Annotated in this window: 14 protein-coding genes and 1 pseudogene; 9 read left to right on the forward strand and 6 right to left on the reverse strand. The window is 71.3% G+C overall.

What is annotated here, in order from left to right:
- Positions 1-50: 50 nt before the first annotated feature.
- Both SM754_RS10360 and SM754_RS10365 read right to left on the reverse strand, forming a co-directional pair.
- Positions 51-1382 (reverse strand): hypothetical protein, encoded by a 1332-nt coding sequence (locus SM754_RS10360; protein WP_323676152.1) that lies wholly within the window; start codon positions 1380-1382, stop codon positions 51-53.
- Positions 1379-1963: a hypothetical protein gene (locus SM754_RS10365; protein WP_323676153.1), complete on the reverse strand. Its 585-nt coding sequence runs from the start codon at positions 1961-1963 to the stop codon at positions 1379-1381. Before SM754_RS10365 ends, SM754_RS10360 begins: the two co-directional genes overlap by 4 nt.
- A 94-nt stretch (positions 1964-2057) precedes the next feature.
- On the opposite strand from SM754_RS10365, the gene SM754_RS10370 reads away from it, so the two are divergent.
- The 6 genes from SM754_RS10370 to thiC all read left to right on the forward strand — a co-directional run bounded on the left by SM754_RS10370 (position 2058) and on the right by thiC (position 9007).
- The gene (locus SM754_RS10370) at positions 2058-2756 is read left to right on the forward strand and encodes an HAD family hydrolase (RefSeq protein ID WP_323676154.1); all 699 of its coding nucleotides are present in this window, start codon (positions 2058-2060) and stop codon (positions 2754-2756) included.
- A 91-nt stretch (positions 2757-2847) separates the two neighbouring features.
- Positions 2848-3753, forward strand: coding sequence for an AEC family transporter (locus tag SM754_RS10375; RefSeq protein WP_501993777.1), 906 nt, complete (start codon positions 2848-2850; stop codon positions 3751-3753).
- A 196-nt stretch (positions 3754-3949) separates the two neighbouring features.
- Positions 3950-5017 carry a phytoene/squalene synthase family protein gene (locus SM754_RS10380; protein WP_323676156.1) on the forward strand — a complete coding sequence of 356 codons (1068 nt, stop codon included), beginning with the start codon at positions 3950-3952 and terminating at the stop codon, positions 5015-5017.
- A gap of 155 nt (positions 5018-5172) precedes the next feature.
- Positions 5173-5754, forward strand: a complete 582-nt coding sequence (locus SM754_RS10385; protein ID WP_323676157.1) for a TetR/AcrR family transcriptional regulator — start codon at positions 5173-5175, stop codon at positions 5752-5754.
- Positions 5751-7220, forward strand: a complete 1470-nt coding sequence (locus SM754_RS10390) for an MATE family efflux transporter (protein WP_323676158.1) — start codon at positions 5751-5753, stop codon at positions 7218-7220. The genes SM754_RS10385 and SM754_RS10390 overlap by 4 nt, the downstream gene beginning before the upstream one ends.
- A gap of 308 nt (positions 7221-7528) precedes the next feature.
- Positions 7529-9007 carry a phosphomethylpyrimidine synthase ThiC gene (thiC, locus tag SM754_RS10395; protein ID WP_323676159.1) on the forward strand — a complete coding sequence of 493 codons (1479 nt, stop codon included), beginning with the start codon at positions 7529-7531 and terminating at the stop codon, positions 9005-9007.
- Between the two features lie 51 nt (positions 9008-9058).
- Here thiC and SM754_RS10400 read toward each other — a convergent pair whose 3' ends face one another.
- The 4 genes from SM754_RS10400 to SM754_RS10415 form a co-directional block, all read right to left on the reverse strand.
- Positions 9059-9376, reverse strand: coding sequence for a DUF7521 family protein (locus SM754_RS10400; protein ID WP_323676160.1), 318 nt, complete (start codon positions 9374-9376; stop codon positions 9059-9061).
- Positions 9373-9723, reverse strand: coding sequence for a helix-turn-helix domain-containing protein (locus SM754_RS10405; RefSeq protein WP_323676161.1), 351 nt, complete (start codon positions 9721-9723; stop codon positions 9373-9375). Before SM754_RS10405 ends, SM754_RS10400 begins: the two co-directional genes overlap by 4 nt.
- A 113-nt stretch (positions 9724-9836) precedes the next feature.
- A complete protein-coding gene (locus tag SM754_RS10410) occupies positions 9837-11084 on the reverse strand; it encodes a twin-arginine translocation signal domain-containing protein (RefSeq protein WP_323676162.1) in 1248 nt (415 codons plus the stop codon).
- Between the two features lie 75 nt (positions 11085-11159).
- Complete coding sequence (locus SM754_RS10415; RefSeq protein ID WP_323676311.1) at positions 11160-11291, reverse strand: hypothetical protein; 132 nt, start codon at positions 11289-11291, stop codon at positions 11160-11162.
- 147 nt (positions 11292-11438) lie between these two features.
- On the opposite strand from SM754_RS10415, the gene SM754_RS10420 reads away from it, so the two are divergent.
- From SM754_RS10420 to SM754_RS10430, 3 genes and pseudogenes are all read left to right on the forward strand, one after another.
- On the forward strand, positions 11439-12380 hold the full coding sequence (locus SM754_RS10420; protein WP_323676163.1) for a hypothetical protein: 942 nt from the start codon (positions 11439-11441) through the stop codon (positions 12378-12380).
- A 294-nt stretch (positions 12381-12674) separates the two neighbouring features.
- A pseudogene (locus SM754_RS10425) lies at positions 12675-12959 on the forward strand (DUF8156 family protein); the annotation flags it as partial.
- A 251-nt stretch (positions 12960-13210) separates the two neighbouring features.
- Complete coding sequence (locus SM754_RS10430) at positions 13211-15565, forward strand: type B DNA-directed DNA polymerase (protein WP_323676164.1); 2355 nt, start codon at positions 13211-13213, stop codon at positions 15563-15565.
- Positions 15566-15788 lie beyond the last annotated feature (223 nt).

The following is a 15788-nucleotide window of genomic DNA, read 5'->3' on the forward strand; positions in this document are numbered from 1 at the left end:
TTCCAGATTACGCGAGTGTTAACTTAGGAACGAGGCGTTCGGTTTCTAGGTCACCGCCCGGCCGAGCGCAGGAGTCCGACGAGCTCGTCGCTCGCTCGCCGTGCCGCGTCGGCGTAGTCGGCGACGTACCGGTAGCTTGCGAACGCGCGCTTCGGGTCGCCGTTCCGGCCGTTCTCCAGTTCGTCGTCGCCGTTCCGGAGCGCGTTGTAGGCCGGTTCCAGCAACCGCCGCTGGAGGCCGGTCGGGCCGGCGTCGAGCGTCGTCTCGACGGCGTCGACCGCGCGCGCTCGCTCGTCGGCGACCGTGCTCGCGGTGACGTCGACTGACTCCCTGCCCGATTCGGCGTCGTCGACGGCGGTCGCGAACGCGTCCACGGCGGCGCGGCGCGTCGCCGCGAACAGCGCCGTGGTCGCGTACCGCTGGGTGCCCTGGGCCTCGTTGAACGCGCGCTTCGAGTACTCCAGCAATCGGTCGCGCGCCACGTCGAACCGGCGGCCGGCGACAGAGTCACCGGGGTCGCTCGACAGGCCATCACGCCCGTCGTCGAGCGGGCCGTCGTCGCGGTACTCGACGCGGTTCGCGCGCCGCGACAGCCACATCGCGGCCGCGTGCAGCGCCGCCCGGTATCGCCCGGCGTCCGCGGTCGCGACCTGCTCGCGATACGATTCGAGGTCGTCGAGGAGCGCGCTCGCCGTCGCGATCTTCCCGCGAAGGTGCCCGACCTCGCGCCAGCCCGCCGCGGAGTCGTCGGGGAACCGCGGCCACGGCTCGAGTTCGAACCCGACGCGCTCGACCGTCCCCTCGAAGGACGCGTGCACGAGGAGCGCTCGCGTCGGCGACGACGCGCGGTACGCCCACGCCCGCCGGAAGCCGGCGAGCCGGTCTCGGGCGTCGTCCCGGAGTCGCTCCATCTCGCGCTCGGTGACGTCGTTCGTCGCCGCGCGGTACTGGAAGTGGCAGTCGGCGGCCGCGACGCGGACGTCACGGGCGTCGTGGAGTCGGTACTCCATGCGCTCGTCGTCCGACCCTGCCTCGTGGAGCTGCTCCGCGACCCGCTCTCGCGTGCCGGCGAGTTCGTCGCCGACCGCGCCGTTCGGGAGGTCGAGTGCCTCGGGAACCGCCGCCAGGTGCTCGCGAGCGTGCTCGCGGTGGGTCGACAGCATCGGCTCGCGGACGTCGACCGGGTGGGTCGCGGGACGCGGCGGCTGCGGGCCGTCCGCGACGTCGGCAAGCGCCTCGCGGTCGTACCCGCCGCTGCCCAGCGAGAACGAGCACCCGGCGAGCGCGGCGGCGACGCCCGCGCTCGCCGCACCCGAGAGGACGTCCCGCCGCGAACTGTCGCCCGCTCGCACGCCGTCTCCCTCCCGCGTGCCGTCGCTCATTCCCCCTCACCTCCTGCGGAGCGCGGGCCGAACCGGTCGGAGCAATCAGAGGATTCCGTGACGGAGAGATGGTTGCGGTCGCGGGCGTCGACCGGGAGGCGCAGCGCGAGCAGCGTCGTCCGGTCGGCGTCGGCGCTACAGGGTTCGTCGGCGGGCCGCGTCTCAGTGCAGAGATGCGCGCTTATCTCGTCGGGTTTCGCGGCCGGTCGGTACGCGTCGAGCCGGTAGCACGCGCCGTGCTGGCGCTGGAAGAGGAGGACCGCGCTCGCGTCGAACGCGGTGGCGTCGAGGAACGACTCGACGGGGGTCGTCGCGTCGGTCGGGAACGCGAGCCCCTCGCGGTCTTCGGCGGTCGCCAGGAGCGATTGGCCGCGGACGTCCCGGTCCTCGTCGGGCCAGTCGACCAGACGCTGCTCGTCCTCGACGACGACGCGCTCGGTGTTGTAGTCCGTGATTGGCGTTCCGAGGCGCTCGCCGCGGCGCTCGCGTTCGTCGTCGCCCGACAGTGCGCTGCAGCCCGCGAGGCCCGCGGCGACCGCGCCAGCGGTCGCTCGGAGCGCTCGACGTCGCGTGGAGGGCATCGACCGGGACGCACCGACGCGCGCGGCAAGTGTCTTGTCATCGCTCCCGGGTCGGACCCGAGGATGCAAGGCTCCGTGCCGCGTTCTCCCGGCCATGAGCGAGTCAGAAGCCGACCCCGCGGACCGACGCATCGACGCCGTGATATTCGACATGGACGGCGTGCTCGTCGAGTCCGAGTCGTACTGGAGCGAGGAGATGCACGACATCATCGACGCCGCGTACCCAGAGGAGGCGGACGTGACGCCCGCCGACCTCACCGGCGTGAGCATCTACGACCAGTACGACCGGTTCGGCGCGGACCACGACATGAACGTGAGCCGCGAGGCGTACTTCGACCTCTACGACGACGTCGCCGAATCCATCTACCTGGAGCGGGCGGACGTCACCGAGGGCGCGGCCGACCTCGTCCGCGACCTGCAGGATGCGGGCCTCCCGGTCGGCCTCGCGACGTCGTCGTTCCCGCAGTGGGTGGCGTGGACCCTGGAGCGCCTCGGCCTCGAAGATGCGTTCGACGCCGAGGTGCTCGCGCCGGAGCTCGACGAACCCGGGAAGCCCGAGCCGTTCGTCTACGAGGCGGCCGCGCGACGACTCGGCGTCGCCCCCGAGCACTGTCTCGTCGTCGAGGACTCGGCGAGCGGCATCGAGGCCGCGAAGCGCGCCGGCGCCGTCGTCCTCGCCTATCGCTCGCCGGACTCCGACGGCGAACAGGACGTCTCGCGCGCCGACGCGGTCGCCGACGGGCCCGCGGAACTGCGCGAGCGCGTCCGGTCGCTGGCGCTCGACGAACCCTGAGGGCCGGACGCTCGACGCCGACGACGTCGTGACCGACGGCGACGCGTGCCCGAACCCGAAGGGTGAAGCCCGCGAGCCGACTGGCTCCGGTGTGACGCTGGCCGAGCGGTTCGCGTTCATGTTCGCGCTCGTCGTGCTCGGGCTGCTCGCACGACGGGGCGGCGCCCTCACCGGGCCGCGCAACGAGCGTCTGGGACAGCTCGCGTTCTACGTGCTCCTGCCGGCGCTCGTGTTCTCGTCGACGCACGACCGCGACCTCGAAGCGCTGCTCTCGGTCGAGCTCGTGGTCGGACTCGTCGCCGTCATCGCGTCGCTGCTCGCGCTCGCGTGGGTCGCGAACCGCCACGGCGCGGACGACCGGCGGAGCGTCGCGCTCGTCCAGTCCTATCACGGGAACCTCGGGTACTTCGGCGTCCCCGTCGTCGCCGCGACGCTGGGGGCGAGTGCCGCCGCGACCGCGAGCGTCGTCCTCGGCGTCGCCGCACTCGTCCAGATTCCGATTACGATCCTCGTGCTCGTGACGATCAACGACGCCGACGCCGCGGTCGCCGGGGAACTCCGGAGCGTCGCGACGAACCCGATACTCCTGACGCTCGCCGCGAGCCTCGCCGTCGCGTCCCTCGACGTCACCGTCCCCACCACGGTCGACGCCGGTCTCGCGTCGCTGTCCGCGCTCGCGCTCCCCGTCGCGCTCGTCGCCGTCGGCGGGTCCCTGCGCGCCACCGGGTACGGCGGTTCCGTCGGTCGAACCGGTCGCGTCGTCGCGCTCAAGGTCCTCGTGATGCCAGTCCTCGCGTGGCTCGTCTTCACGACGCTCGCCGTCGACCCGGTCGTCCGCGATACCGTGGTCGTGATGTTCGGCGCACCGACCGCGGTCTCGACGTACGTGTACGCCACCGAACTCGGCGGTGACGCGACGTTCGCGTCACTGAACGTCTTCGCGACCACGCTCGCCGCGCTCGGCACGCTCTTCGTCTTCCTCCGGTTCCTCGCCTGAGCGGCCGCCGCTCCTCGACAGCGGGCGACCTCTCGGGCGTGCTCCGCCTCGGCCGCGCTCCCCCCCCCCTCGAACGCCGGGACTCTGACCGCTCGAACCCGACGAAATCCCCGGTATGGTGGGAGTCTTGCCGCGTTCGGGTCGTGGTTACCCCGGAGGCTTTTTGCCGCGCGGCCCTTTTGTTCGGGTATATCTGATGAGCGGGCGTGAGTGTCATCGTGGTGATGTCGACGAGGCGTGGTGTCACGAGGCTGTACAGGGCGTGTCGCGGACGTTCGCCCTGACAGTCGACGTACTGGAGGAACCGATGTCGACCCACATCTGTCTGGGTTACCTCCTCTGTCGGGTCGCTGACACGGTCGAGGACGCGGGCCATCTACCGCCCGACGAGCAGGCCGCACTCCTCCGGACGTACCGGGACGCGGTCGACCCGACCGCCGAGGCGACCATCGAGGAGTTCCGCGCGGACATCGACGCGTACGTGCCCGCGGAGGACGAGCGCAACGACGACTGGGAGGTCGTCGCGCGAGCACCGACCGTGCTCGCGACGTTCGCGTCGCTCCCCGAGGACGTCCAGTCGGCGGTCGTCGGCCCCGTCGTCGAGATGGTCGACGGGATGGCGGCGTTCGTCGAACGGTACAGCGACAAGGGTGGACTCCGCATCGGGGACCCCGCGGAACTCGAGGAGTACTGTCACTACGCCGCGGGAACGGTCGGTGAACTCGTCACGAACCTCCTGACGCGCACGGACGTCGACCAGACGCAAGCGCGCCGCATGCAGGGGACCGCGGAGGAGTTCGGGCAACTCCTCCAGCTGACGAACGTCTCGAAGGACGTGTACGACGACTACGTCGACGAGAACAACGTCTACCTCCCCAACGAGTGGCTGGAGGCCGAGGGCGTCCCCCAGGACGAGGTCGTCGAACCCGAGCATCGCGGCGCCGCGGCGCGAGTCGTCCAGCGGACCGCCGACCACGCTCGCGGGTTCCTCGACGACGCGCAGACGTACCTGGAGTCGATGCCGCTCGTGCACGGGAACACGCTCGAAGCGTGGAGCGTCCCGTTCCTGCTCGCGGTCGGCACCCTCCGCGAGCTCGGTGCGCGACCCGAGGACGCGCTCACGGAACGCGGCGTGAAGATCTCGCGCGAGGAGGTGTTCGCGGTCACGCACGCCGCCTCCACGACGGGCCGGGAGGCGCTCGCCGACCTCCGGCAGTCCATCGCTCGCGAACCCTACGAGGGCGTCGAGCAGCACGCGGACTGACGGCTCGACGGTCCGACCACCCCCGCTTCTCGACGCGCGTCGTCGCTCGACTGTAGCCCGTTCCCTCGACTGCAGCCCGTCCCTTCGGCCTCCACGACGGTGCGTTTCCGAAACCCGGCCACTTTTGACTAACTAGTTAGTAAGTCTGGTATCGAATGGATTCCGACACGACCGACGAGATAATGACGGCGACCGGGCGCGCTCTCTACGAGCACGGGTACGCGAACCTGACGATACAGCGCATCGCCGAGGAGTCCTCGCTCTCGACGGCCGCGATCCACTACCACTTCGACACCAAGGAAGCACTGCTGAACGCGTACCTCGACCACCTGGTCGGGGCGTTCCGAGCGCGCATCGACGTCGATACGGACGACCCCCGCGACCGGCTGTCGGCGTTCCTCGACGCCGTGTTCGACCCGGCTGGCGACGACGTCGGGTTCGCGGTCGCGCTCATGAACCTGAAGGCGCAAGCGCCGTTCAGCGACGCGTACCACGAGCGGTTCGTCGAACTGGACGACGCCATCCGGACCGAGGTCACCGAGGTGGTCCGCGACGGCGTCGAAAGCGGGTGCTTCGACGACGCCGACCCCGGCCGCGTCGCTCGTCACGTGGTCACCGTCCTGAACGGCGCGCACGTCCGCGAGCTCGCACTCGGCGAATCGCCCGCCGAGTCCCGCGCTCCCCTCGAAGCGTACCTCGACGGCGAACTCGACTGGCGACCGGAGGCCCCCGCATGAGCCTGTTCAAAGGCCAGGGCGACCTCGACCTCACGGAGGGCGGTATCGTCAAGCCGCTGCTGTACCTGTCGCTCCCGATCGTCGTCACGAACCTCATGCAGACGGCGTACAACCTCGCGGACACGTTCTGGCTCGGTCAGTACTCCACGGAGGCGCTGGCAGCCATCTCGTTCGCGTTCCCGATGGTGTTCCTCCTCATCTCGCTCGGGATGGGGCTCTCGGTCGCCGGGAGCGTCCTCGTCGCCCAACACACCGGCGCCGACGAACCGAAGCAAGCGGAGTACGCGGCGTCCCAGACCGTCTCGTGGGCGGTCCTCGCGTCGATGCTCCTCGGCGCGCTCGGCTACCCGTTCGTCCGGCCGTTCATGGACCTCCTCGGCGCGAGCCCGGACGTCCTCCCCGGCGCGACCGCGTACATGCAGGTGGTCGCGCTCGGCCTGCCGTTCATGTTCGGGTTCTTCGTGTTCATCTCGCTGATGCGGGGCGCCGGCGACACCATCACGCCGATGCTCGTCATGTTCGGCACCGTCGTCATCAACGTCATCCTCGACCCGTTCCTCATCAACGGCTGGACGCTGCTCGCCGACGCCCCGCTCGTCGGGACGGTCGCGTTCCCCGAACTCGGCATCGAGGGGGCGGCGTACGCGACCGTGTTCTCCCGGAGTCTCGCGATGCTCGTCGGCGTCGCCATCATGCTCTCCGGGTCCCGCGGCATCCAGATCCACCTCGCGGACCTCCGACCGGACGTCTCGTACCTGAAGAAGATGCTCGCCATCGGCGTCCCGGCGAGCATCGAGGGCACGGGGCGTGCGCTCTCCGTGAACCTGCTCCTCGTCGTCGTCGGTGCGTTCTCCACGCCCGTCGTCGCCGCGTTCGGCATCGGGACGCGCGTGTTCTCCGTCATCTTCCTCCCCGCCATCGCGGTGGCGCGCGGCGTGGAGACGATGACGGGCCAGAACGTCGGTGCGGGGAAGCCCGACCGCGCCCAGCAGGCGAACTACGTCGCCGCGAAGGGCCTGTTCGTGGTCCTGTTCTCCGTGGGCGTGCTCATCTACCTGTTCCCGGAACCCATCGTCGCCGCGTTCACGAACGACGCCGCGGTCGTCGACGAGGGGACGACGTTCCTGCGGTACGTCGCGCTCTCGTTCGGCTTCATCGGAATCATGCGCGCGTTCTCCGGCGGCTTCCGCGGTGCGGGGAAGACGATGATCGCGGCCGCCATCTCCATCGCGACGCTCGGCGGCATCCGACTTCCCATCGCGGTCGTGCTCGCCGAGACGGCGCTCGAACAGAACGGCATCTGGATCGCGTTCGCGGTCTCGAACGTCGCCGGCGCCGTCATCGCGTGGCTGTGGTTCCGTCGCGGGACGTGGCGGGACGGCGGCGTGCGCGGGGCTTCCGGACAGGAGGCGGACGACCACGAGACCCCGCCCGCTAGCGACGGGAGCGCCGCTGGCAGCGACTGACTGCTGGAACGAAGAACCCACTTCCCGGTCGCTGATACGTCCCCGTCTTCTCTCGTCATCGCGCCGTCCGGGTCGCCGGCTCGCTCGTCGGCCTCTGGCTGTGGTTCGAACCCGTCGTCAGGGACGCTGGCGCGATACTGACGTGCTTCACTTTCGGCGACGGCGCCGTCGGCGCGTTCTCTGCGAAACTCGCCGTCCGCGTACGCCGTCGGCGTCGCGTTCGCCTGTCCGGCGAGGCCGTCCCCGCCTGCTTCCTGTGTGCGGTTCACACGACACGTTTATCACTTGGTGGTATCACTAGGTGGTTGATGGCTCGTACGCAACTCCAACGTGCCCGAGACGGCGAGATAACCGACGCGATGGAACGCGTCGCCGAGCGAGAGCAGGTCGACCCGCGGTTCGTCCGCGAGCAGGTCGCCGACGGGCAGGCAGTCATTCCGGACAACCACCATCACGACTCCCTCGACCCGATGATAATCGGCCGGGAGTTCGCGACGAAGGTGAACGCGAACATCGGGAACTCCGAGACGACGAGCGACCGCGCGGGCGAACTCGAGAAGCTCCACGCCGCCGTCCACTACGGCGCCGACACCGTCATGGACCTCTCCACCGGTGACAACCTCGACGGGATACGCGAGGCGAACGTCGCGCACTCGCCGGTCCCCGTCGGCACCGTCCCCATCTACGGGGCGCTCACGCGCGTCGACGAGGTCGCCGACCTCACGCACGAACTCCTCCTGGACGTCGTCGAGAAGCAAGCGAAGCAGGGCGTCGACTACATGACCCTGCACGCCGGCGTCCGCATGGAGCACCTCCCGCTCACCGACGACCGCACCACCGGCATCGTCTCCCGCGGTGGGTCCATCCTCGCGCAGTGGATGGAGGAGAACGCGATGGAGAACCCGCTGTACGCGAACTTCGACGCGTACTGCGACGTGCTCCTCGAGCACGACGTCACCGTCAGCCTCGGCGACGGCCTCCGCCCCGGCAGCCTCGCGGACGCGAGCGACGCCGCCCAGTTCGCGGAACTGGAGACGCTCGGCGAGCTCACCGCGCACGCCCAGGACCGCGGCGTACAGGTGATGGTCGAGGGCCCCGGGCACGTCCCGATGGACGAGATCGCCGAGAACGTCGACCGCCAGCAGGAGGTCTGCGACGGCGCGCCGTTCTACGTCCTCGGGCCGCTCGTCACCGACGTCGCGCCCGGCTACGACCACATCACGAGCGCCATCGGCGCGACCGAGGCCGCCCGGCACGGCGCCGCGATGCTTTGCTACGTCACGCCCAAGGAGCACCTCGGGTTGCCCGAGGCCGAGGACGTCCGCGACGGCCTCGCCGCGTACCGGATCGCCGCACACGCCGCCGACGTCGCGAACGACCGCCCCGGCGCGCGCGACTGGGACGACGCGCTCTCGGAGGCGCGATACGACTTCGACTGGCGCCGCCAGTTCGACCTCGCGCTCGACACCGAGCGCGCCCGCGACTACCACGACCAGACCCTCCCCGGTGACAACTACAAGGACGCCAGGTTCTGCTCGATGTGCGGCGTCGAGTTCTGCTCGATGCGCATCGACCAGGACGCCCGCGACGTCGCGGACGGCCAGATGAGCGACGAGCGCGAGCACACCGACCTCGCCGCGAGCGACGCCGCCGCCGTCAACCGACCGCCCGTCGGCGCGCACGACACCAGTCGCGTCCCCGACCTCCCCGACGAGGTCGACGCCCACGCGGTCGTCGGCGAGGACGCGGACGGGAACGCGGACGCTGGCGTCGAGAGCGACGACTGAGGACGCCGCACGTGACCGCTGGGGCGGGCTCGACCGCCGGAACGCCCCGGCTCAGCGTCGGCGCGACAGCGAGTACGCGATGCAGAGGAGTCCGGCGAGCTGACAGAGCCGCACCACGAGCCGGAACGCGTCCTGCGCGGGGAGTGCGAGCAACTCCAGTCGGAAGGCGAGCGTCCCCGCGAACGCCGTCGAGTACGTCACGGCCGTCAGGAGGATGAGGCCGACCGCGAGGTAGAACATCGACCGGTCGTCGTACAGTTCGAGCGCTCGATACGCCTGATACCCGATGTAGAGGCCGACGAGCGTCGACGCGCCCGCGGCCGCTATCACGGCGAGCTCCACGAGACTGAATCCGTACACGTACGTCATCGTTTCAGGTCCTCCCAGCGGCGCGCGAGCCGTCCCGCGGCGTCCTCGCGTCGCCGCCGTAGCTCGCAGTCCAGTTCCCCGTCCGCGAGCGAGACCGTGAACTCGTCGAGGTCCGCGCTGTACACGGTGTCGTGGTGGCCGTCGGCGCGCGGTCGCGTCCCTTCGACGACGAGTCCGGCGTCGTCCAGTCGTTCCAGTCGCCGGTACACCGTCGAGAGCGAGGCGTCGAGTCGTTCGCCGAGCTCCGTCGCCGACAGCGACGCGGTGCTCGTCGCCAGCAGGATGGCACGCGCGTACTCGTCGTCCAGCAGCGAGACGACGGTCGGCAGGTCCACGTCCTCACTCACGGTTTCTTGCTGATACGTCGATTGTTGTAAACTGTCCGGAACCACCCGAAACCATCCCTCGGTCGCTGCACAGACGGCGCTCGCGGTCCCGTGCAGCGCGGTGCTCGTCGCGCTCACGCATCCTCTCGGTCGAGTCGCACCGACAGCAACATGCTCGTCGAGTCGTCCTCCGGCGGTGACGCCTTGACGTACAACCGCCGGGTATCCGCCGGCACGTCGTCGCGGTCGAGCGTCGCCACGTCGCCGGCCCCGACCGTCCCCGACTCGAACAGCGTCGGCGGCGACTCCACCTCGGGGAAGAACCCGACGTCGAGCCACTCGGCGTCCACGGGGTCGCCCGCCGCGTGCCGCACGCTCACCGACCGCTCGTCCCGCGTCACGCCCCACGTTATCTGCGGCCAGTCGTCGAGCGCGACGGGGATCTCTCGACGGTACTCCGTCCACGAATGCTGTATCTCCACCTCGACGAGCGCGTCCTCGACCGACACCTCCGTCGCCTCCGACGCCAGCGCTCGGTCGCGCTTCTCGACCTCGTCTCGCGCCGCCCCGATCGACGGCGTCCCACCGTCGCCGAAGTGATAGGTCAGCACGAAGTACACGCCGTCGTCGTCGGCGGTCGTTCCCATCCCGACGTGCGTCGCCTTCGGGAACGTCCGCTCGATGTTGTTCGACGACTGCTCGAACAGCCACGTCGAGGGGTAGCCGCCGGTCGCGTCGACCGCGTTCGCGAAGTCCTCGTCGCGCTCGTACCGGTTCGGGACCCGACCGTCGCGCGCGTCCAGCACCGCCCGGACGTCCGTCCGCGAGGTCGACCCCTGCGCCCACGCGACGACGTCGTCGCCGACGAACGTCGTCCGCGCCGGGTCGTCGCGCTCGAACACGTCGTAGGACTCGTAGCCGTCGGCCGCCGTGTACCCGCTGTCGGTCGCGGTGCGCGCGGCCAGTTCGCGGTCGACGTCGCCGACGAGCGCGACGACGGGCCCGTAACTGAACGCCTCGCGGTAGCGCTCGAACCCGTGCCCGAAGTAGTCGACGCGACTCTTCAGGAACGTCGCCGGGAACGACGCCTGCCGTCCGAGCTCGGACTCGTGGAGCGCCGACGGCGCGACGTACATGACGTCGTGCGTCTCCTCGAACGCCGTCTCGGCGTCGATACCGCTCGCGTCAGGCACCCACGTCGCGTACGTCGCCTCGTCGGCCGCCGGCGCGTCGACGCGACCGAACTGCACGCGTTCACCGAGCGGCGGAAGCGTCGCCAGACACCCCGCGCTCGCACCGAGTCCACTCGCTGCGACGGTCGCCGCGGCCGTCCGGAGGACGTCCCGCCGCGACCGCGTCCCGTCGTCGTGCCCACCAGCCATGCGTGTCCTTCCATCGGGTCCCCGACAGTTAATAACGCGGTCGCGTTCGTCACCGCCGACAAGCCGCCGGAAGATTCAAATACGGAACTCGAAGCGGGCGCCGCCGGACTCGCTCTCCGTCACCGCGACCGTCCAGCCGTGTGCGTCCGCGACGCCAGCGACGATGCGGAGCCCGAACCCCGAACGCTCTCCGCCAGCATCGAGCACTCGCCGTCGGTCGCGACCGCTTTCCGGAACCGCCGATTCGTCCGCACTGTGGTCGCTAGCCGCCGACGGGACCGCCGCTGGTGCTTTCCGGAAGTTTCCGGAAACGACACGCCTCGCGTTAACACCGTCGCGGTCGTCGCCTCGCGCATGCAGGACTCGACCCAGGGAGACGCGCCGACGCGCCCCGAGCGCGGCGCCGACCGGAACGAGCGCGCACTGGCGACCGACGACCACCTCGACCCCGTGCTCCCGTCGCTCGACGACGGCGTCACGCTCCTCGACGTCGCCGGCCGCGGCGTTCCCGTCGTCCAGTCGCTCGCGCTCGACCACCTCCTCACGCACGACGGCCCCGCGCTCTGGGTGGACACCGCCGGCTGCGCACGCACCACCACGCTCGCTCGCGTCGCGCCGACGTGGCGGCTCCTCGAACGCGTCCACGTCGCCCGTGGGTTCACGCCCTACCAGCATCACGCCGCCGTCGCCGACGTCCCCGACGCCGTCGAGCGGGCCGCTGCCGACACCGCCGCGGACGCGCCAGCGCTCCTCGTCGCGCCCGTCGTCGACGGCCGCTACCGCGACGCCGACGACCTCCCCCGCGAGCATGCCCGCCAGCTGCTCGCGCGAACGCTCGCCCGCCTCCGCCGGTACGCCGACGCGTACGACGCCCCCGTCCTCCTCACGCGGGCTGGCGGGGGGAACGCTACCGACTCCACCGCTACCGCCGACGCTACTACCGGCGCGTTCGCCGAGATAGTCGACCGCGCCGCCGACCACCGGCTGCGCTGCGAGCGAACCTCACAGGGGCCGCGGTTCGTCGGCGACGACACCGAGACGCTCGTCTACCCGCAGGCCGACGGCACGCTCCAGACGACGCTCTCGTACTGGCGGACCGTCCTCGACCAGCGCGCGACCGCCGCCGGCGTCCAGTCGGCGGGTGCGGCGCCGACCGCGGACGCCGCCGCCAGCCCGCCCGCGGCGAGCGAGGACGGGAACCGGTTCGGCGACGCCGACGGCGCCCTCGCCGCCAGCCCCCGCGGCCACCGCGCCGCACACGAACACCTCCTCTCGCCGTGGCAGCACGGCCGCTGAACGCGCCACGCCGACGCGCCCGTCGACGACGAGTCGGCGACCGACGGGTGACCTCGGCGTTCGTTCCTCGTAGTACCGTTCCCGGAAAACCCCGGAATCGACCGTAGAGCACGTAGCGACCGCGTTGTCGCCGGAAGCCCGCTTTCCGGAAGTTTCCGGAAACGACACGCCGTCGGTTACGTGCGTGGTGGGCGTCGGCTCGCGTATGCAGCACTTCCGCATCGACGACCGTCTCGGCTTCGCGTCTCGCATCGCTCGTACAACCGTCCGCGGCGCTCGCGGGGGTGGTGCGTGATGGGTCGCACGAACCCGACGTACCGCGACGCGCTCGCGGCCATCGAGGAGCGCTGGTCGCCGTACCGGCGTGCGCTCCGCCGTCGGGACCGCGAGCGCTTCGACCGCCTGTTCGGGTACGCTCGCGAGCACGCCGACGCGGCCGGCGCGCGCAACCACCGGAACCCGCTCGTCGCAGCGCTGCTCGGCATCGCGCTCGAACAGGAACGCCGGCACGACGAGGCCGCGAGCGAGCGCGAGGGGTTGGCGGACGAACTCGCGGCGGTCGCCGACCGCCTGGACCGCATCGACGGCCGACTCGAGCGTCTCGAGGACCGGTTCGACGACGTCGAGGGGGCGGTGGACGCGGCGGCGCTCGACCACCAGCTCGACGCCGCCGACTATCCGCCGGCGGTGAACGCGCTCGCGAACCGCCTCGGTGACGCCGAACTCCCGGACGCGCCGACCGACGAATTCGCCGGGTCGGACGACGTCAACGGAGTGGACGACGCCGACGGCGCGGGCGACGCGACCGACGCCGACGGAGGTGCGTAGGCGTGGCGTTCGTCACGGACTTCCGCGACGACGGCCGGGTTCGAGCGTGGACGCTCGACGCCGACGGGGGCGCGTCGGCGGTGACGCGACCGTACGCGCCGCGGTTCTACGTGGGCGCTCGCGGCCGTCGCGATGGCCAGGGGCGGCTCCGCGACGGCGCGGACGACCGCGGGCGGTTCGTGGACCTGCGCGCGCACTACGAGGCGCACCCGGACGTCCTCGGGACGTCGTTCGTCCACAAGCGCACGTCCTTCGGGCGACCGCCGGAGCGCCTGCTGGCGGTGGACGCGACGCACGTCGACCGCGTGCGCTCGCTCGCGCGGCAAGCCCACGAGGTCGAGCCGACCGGAGACTTCGCGTGCTACGACGTCGACCTCTCTCCCGGGTTCCGGTATCATCTGGACGCGCTCGGCGAGGGCGGCGGGCGCGTCGCCGGCGGTGCTGGCTCCAGCCGTCGCGTCCGCAACGACGACGGCGAGTTCGCGACGTCGCCGACGGCCCCGACGCCCGCTCGCGACCCCGAGACGTTCACCGTCGCGGTCCCCGAGGGCGAGCGCGGGAACGACGCGTACGAGGCGCTCGTCGTCGACAGCGTCGCGTCGTCGACGCGACGAGCGGACGGAACCACGAGCGGCGGTTCCGCCGACGGCGACCGCGTCTCCGGCGACCCTCCCGCGGTCGCGGCCGCGGTCGACTCCCGCGTCGCGGCCGCGGACCCGGACGTGCTCGTGCTCGACACCGCGAAACTCGTTCCGCGGCTCGCGGCCGCGAGCGAGAAGCCGGCGAGCGAGTACGCGCTCGGCCGGGAGCCGGGGTATCGCGAACTGGCGGGCGAGTCGACGTACACGAGCTACGGCGCGGTCGGGCACTCGCCGGCGCGGTACGCGGTCCCGGGGCGCGCCATCGTCGACCTGTCGAACACGTTCTTCGTGAACGAGACGAGCGTCGCGGGCGTCCTCGACCTCGTCGCGCGCTCGCACAAACCCCTCCAGGAGGCGGCGTGGGCGAGCATCGGGAACGTCCTCACCGCCATCCAGATACGCGAGGCCCGCGAGCGCGGCGTCGTCGTCCCGTGGCACGCGTGGCGCCACGAGGCGTTCGCGTCCCTGCGGTCGCTCCACGACGCCGACCGCGGCGGCCTCACGCTCTCGCCCGCCGTCGGCCGCCACCGCGACGTCCACGAGCTCGACTTCTCGAGCCTCTACCCGAACGTCATCTGCACGCGGAACGTCAGCCCGGACACCGTCCGCTGTGCGTGTCACCGCCACCGCGAGGACGTCCCCGGGCTCGGGTACGCGGTCTGCGACGCGGACGGCTACCTCCCGGACGTCCTCCGACCCATCGTCGACGACCGCGACGACTACAAGGCCGCCATCGCCGCCGAACGCGCGAGCGACGACCCCGACCCGGAACGCATCCGCGAACTCGAGGGACGGTCGTCGGCGCTGAAGTGGATCCTCGTCTCCTGCTTCGGCTACCAGGGGTTCTCGAACGCGAAGTTCGGGCGCATCGAGTGCCACGAGGCCATCAACGCGTACGCCAGAGAGATACTGCTCTCCGCGAAGGAACGCCTCGAAGCGGGCGGCTGGCGCGTTCTCCACGGCATCGTCGACTCCATCTGGGTGACGCCCGCGCCCGACGTCGACGACGCCGCCCGCGAACCGCTCGACGCGCTCGCGAGCGAGATAACCGACGACGTCGGCATCCGCCTCGAACACGAGGCGCGCTACGACTGGGTGGCGTTCTGTCCGCTCGCCGAGAAGGAGGGCGGTGCGCTCACGAAGTACGTCGCGAAGCGCGCGGACGCCCCCGACGAGGTGCTAGCGGGCGATACGGGCGCCTTCGGTGATTCGTTCAAACTCCGCGGCGTCGCGGCGCGCCGCCGGAACACCCCCGAGTTCGTCGCCGACGTCCAGCGCGAGTGCCTGCGCGTCCTCGACGCGACCGACGACCCCCGGGCGGTCGCCGAGCGCGCACGCGAAGCGGTCGACCGCCTCCGCCGCGGCGACGTCGACCCGGACCGGCTCGTCGCGCGCCGCCGCACCGGCAAGCCCGCGGACGCCTACCAGCGGTACACGGACGCGACCGCCGCGCTCGACCGCGCCCGCGACCGGGGCGTCCCCGCCGGCCCCGGCCGCGACGTCGCGTACGTCGTCGTCGACGCCGACAAGACGACCAGAGCGCGCGTCCGACTCGCGAGCGAGCCCGTCGACCGGTACGACGCCGACCACTACGCCACCCGGATAGTGCGCGCCGTCGCGGACGTCCTCGGGCCGCTCGACTGGAGCAGGGGGGACGTCCGCGACGCCATCCGCGGGCACCGCGACGCGAGCGTCCAGGGATTTAGCGAGGACTGACGCGATGCGTGTCTCGAGAGCCTGAGGCCACCGTACGCGCGGCGACTCCACGGCGACGGGGTTCGACTGTCCGGTGAGAGACGTAGGCGACGGGAATCGAAGCGCGGCGTGACGTCGCTCCGTCCTCGCCGCTCGTGTCTCGGTGGCGAACGACCAGGGGGGTCGCTCGCGAGCCTCGGTGTGGGCTAGGGGGGTTCCGAGGGAAGGTAGGGAGTGGGTCCCG

This window comes from Halorubellus amylolyticus (assembly GCF_034808145.1).
Lineage (GTDB): Archaea > Halobacteriota > Halobacteria > Halobacteriales > Natrialbaceae > Halorubellus.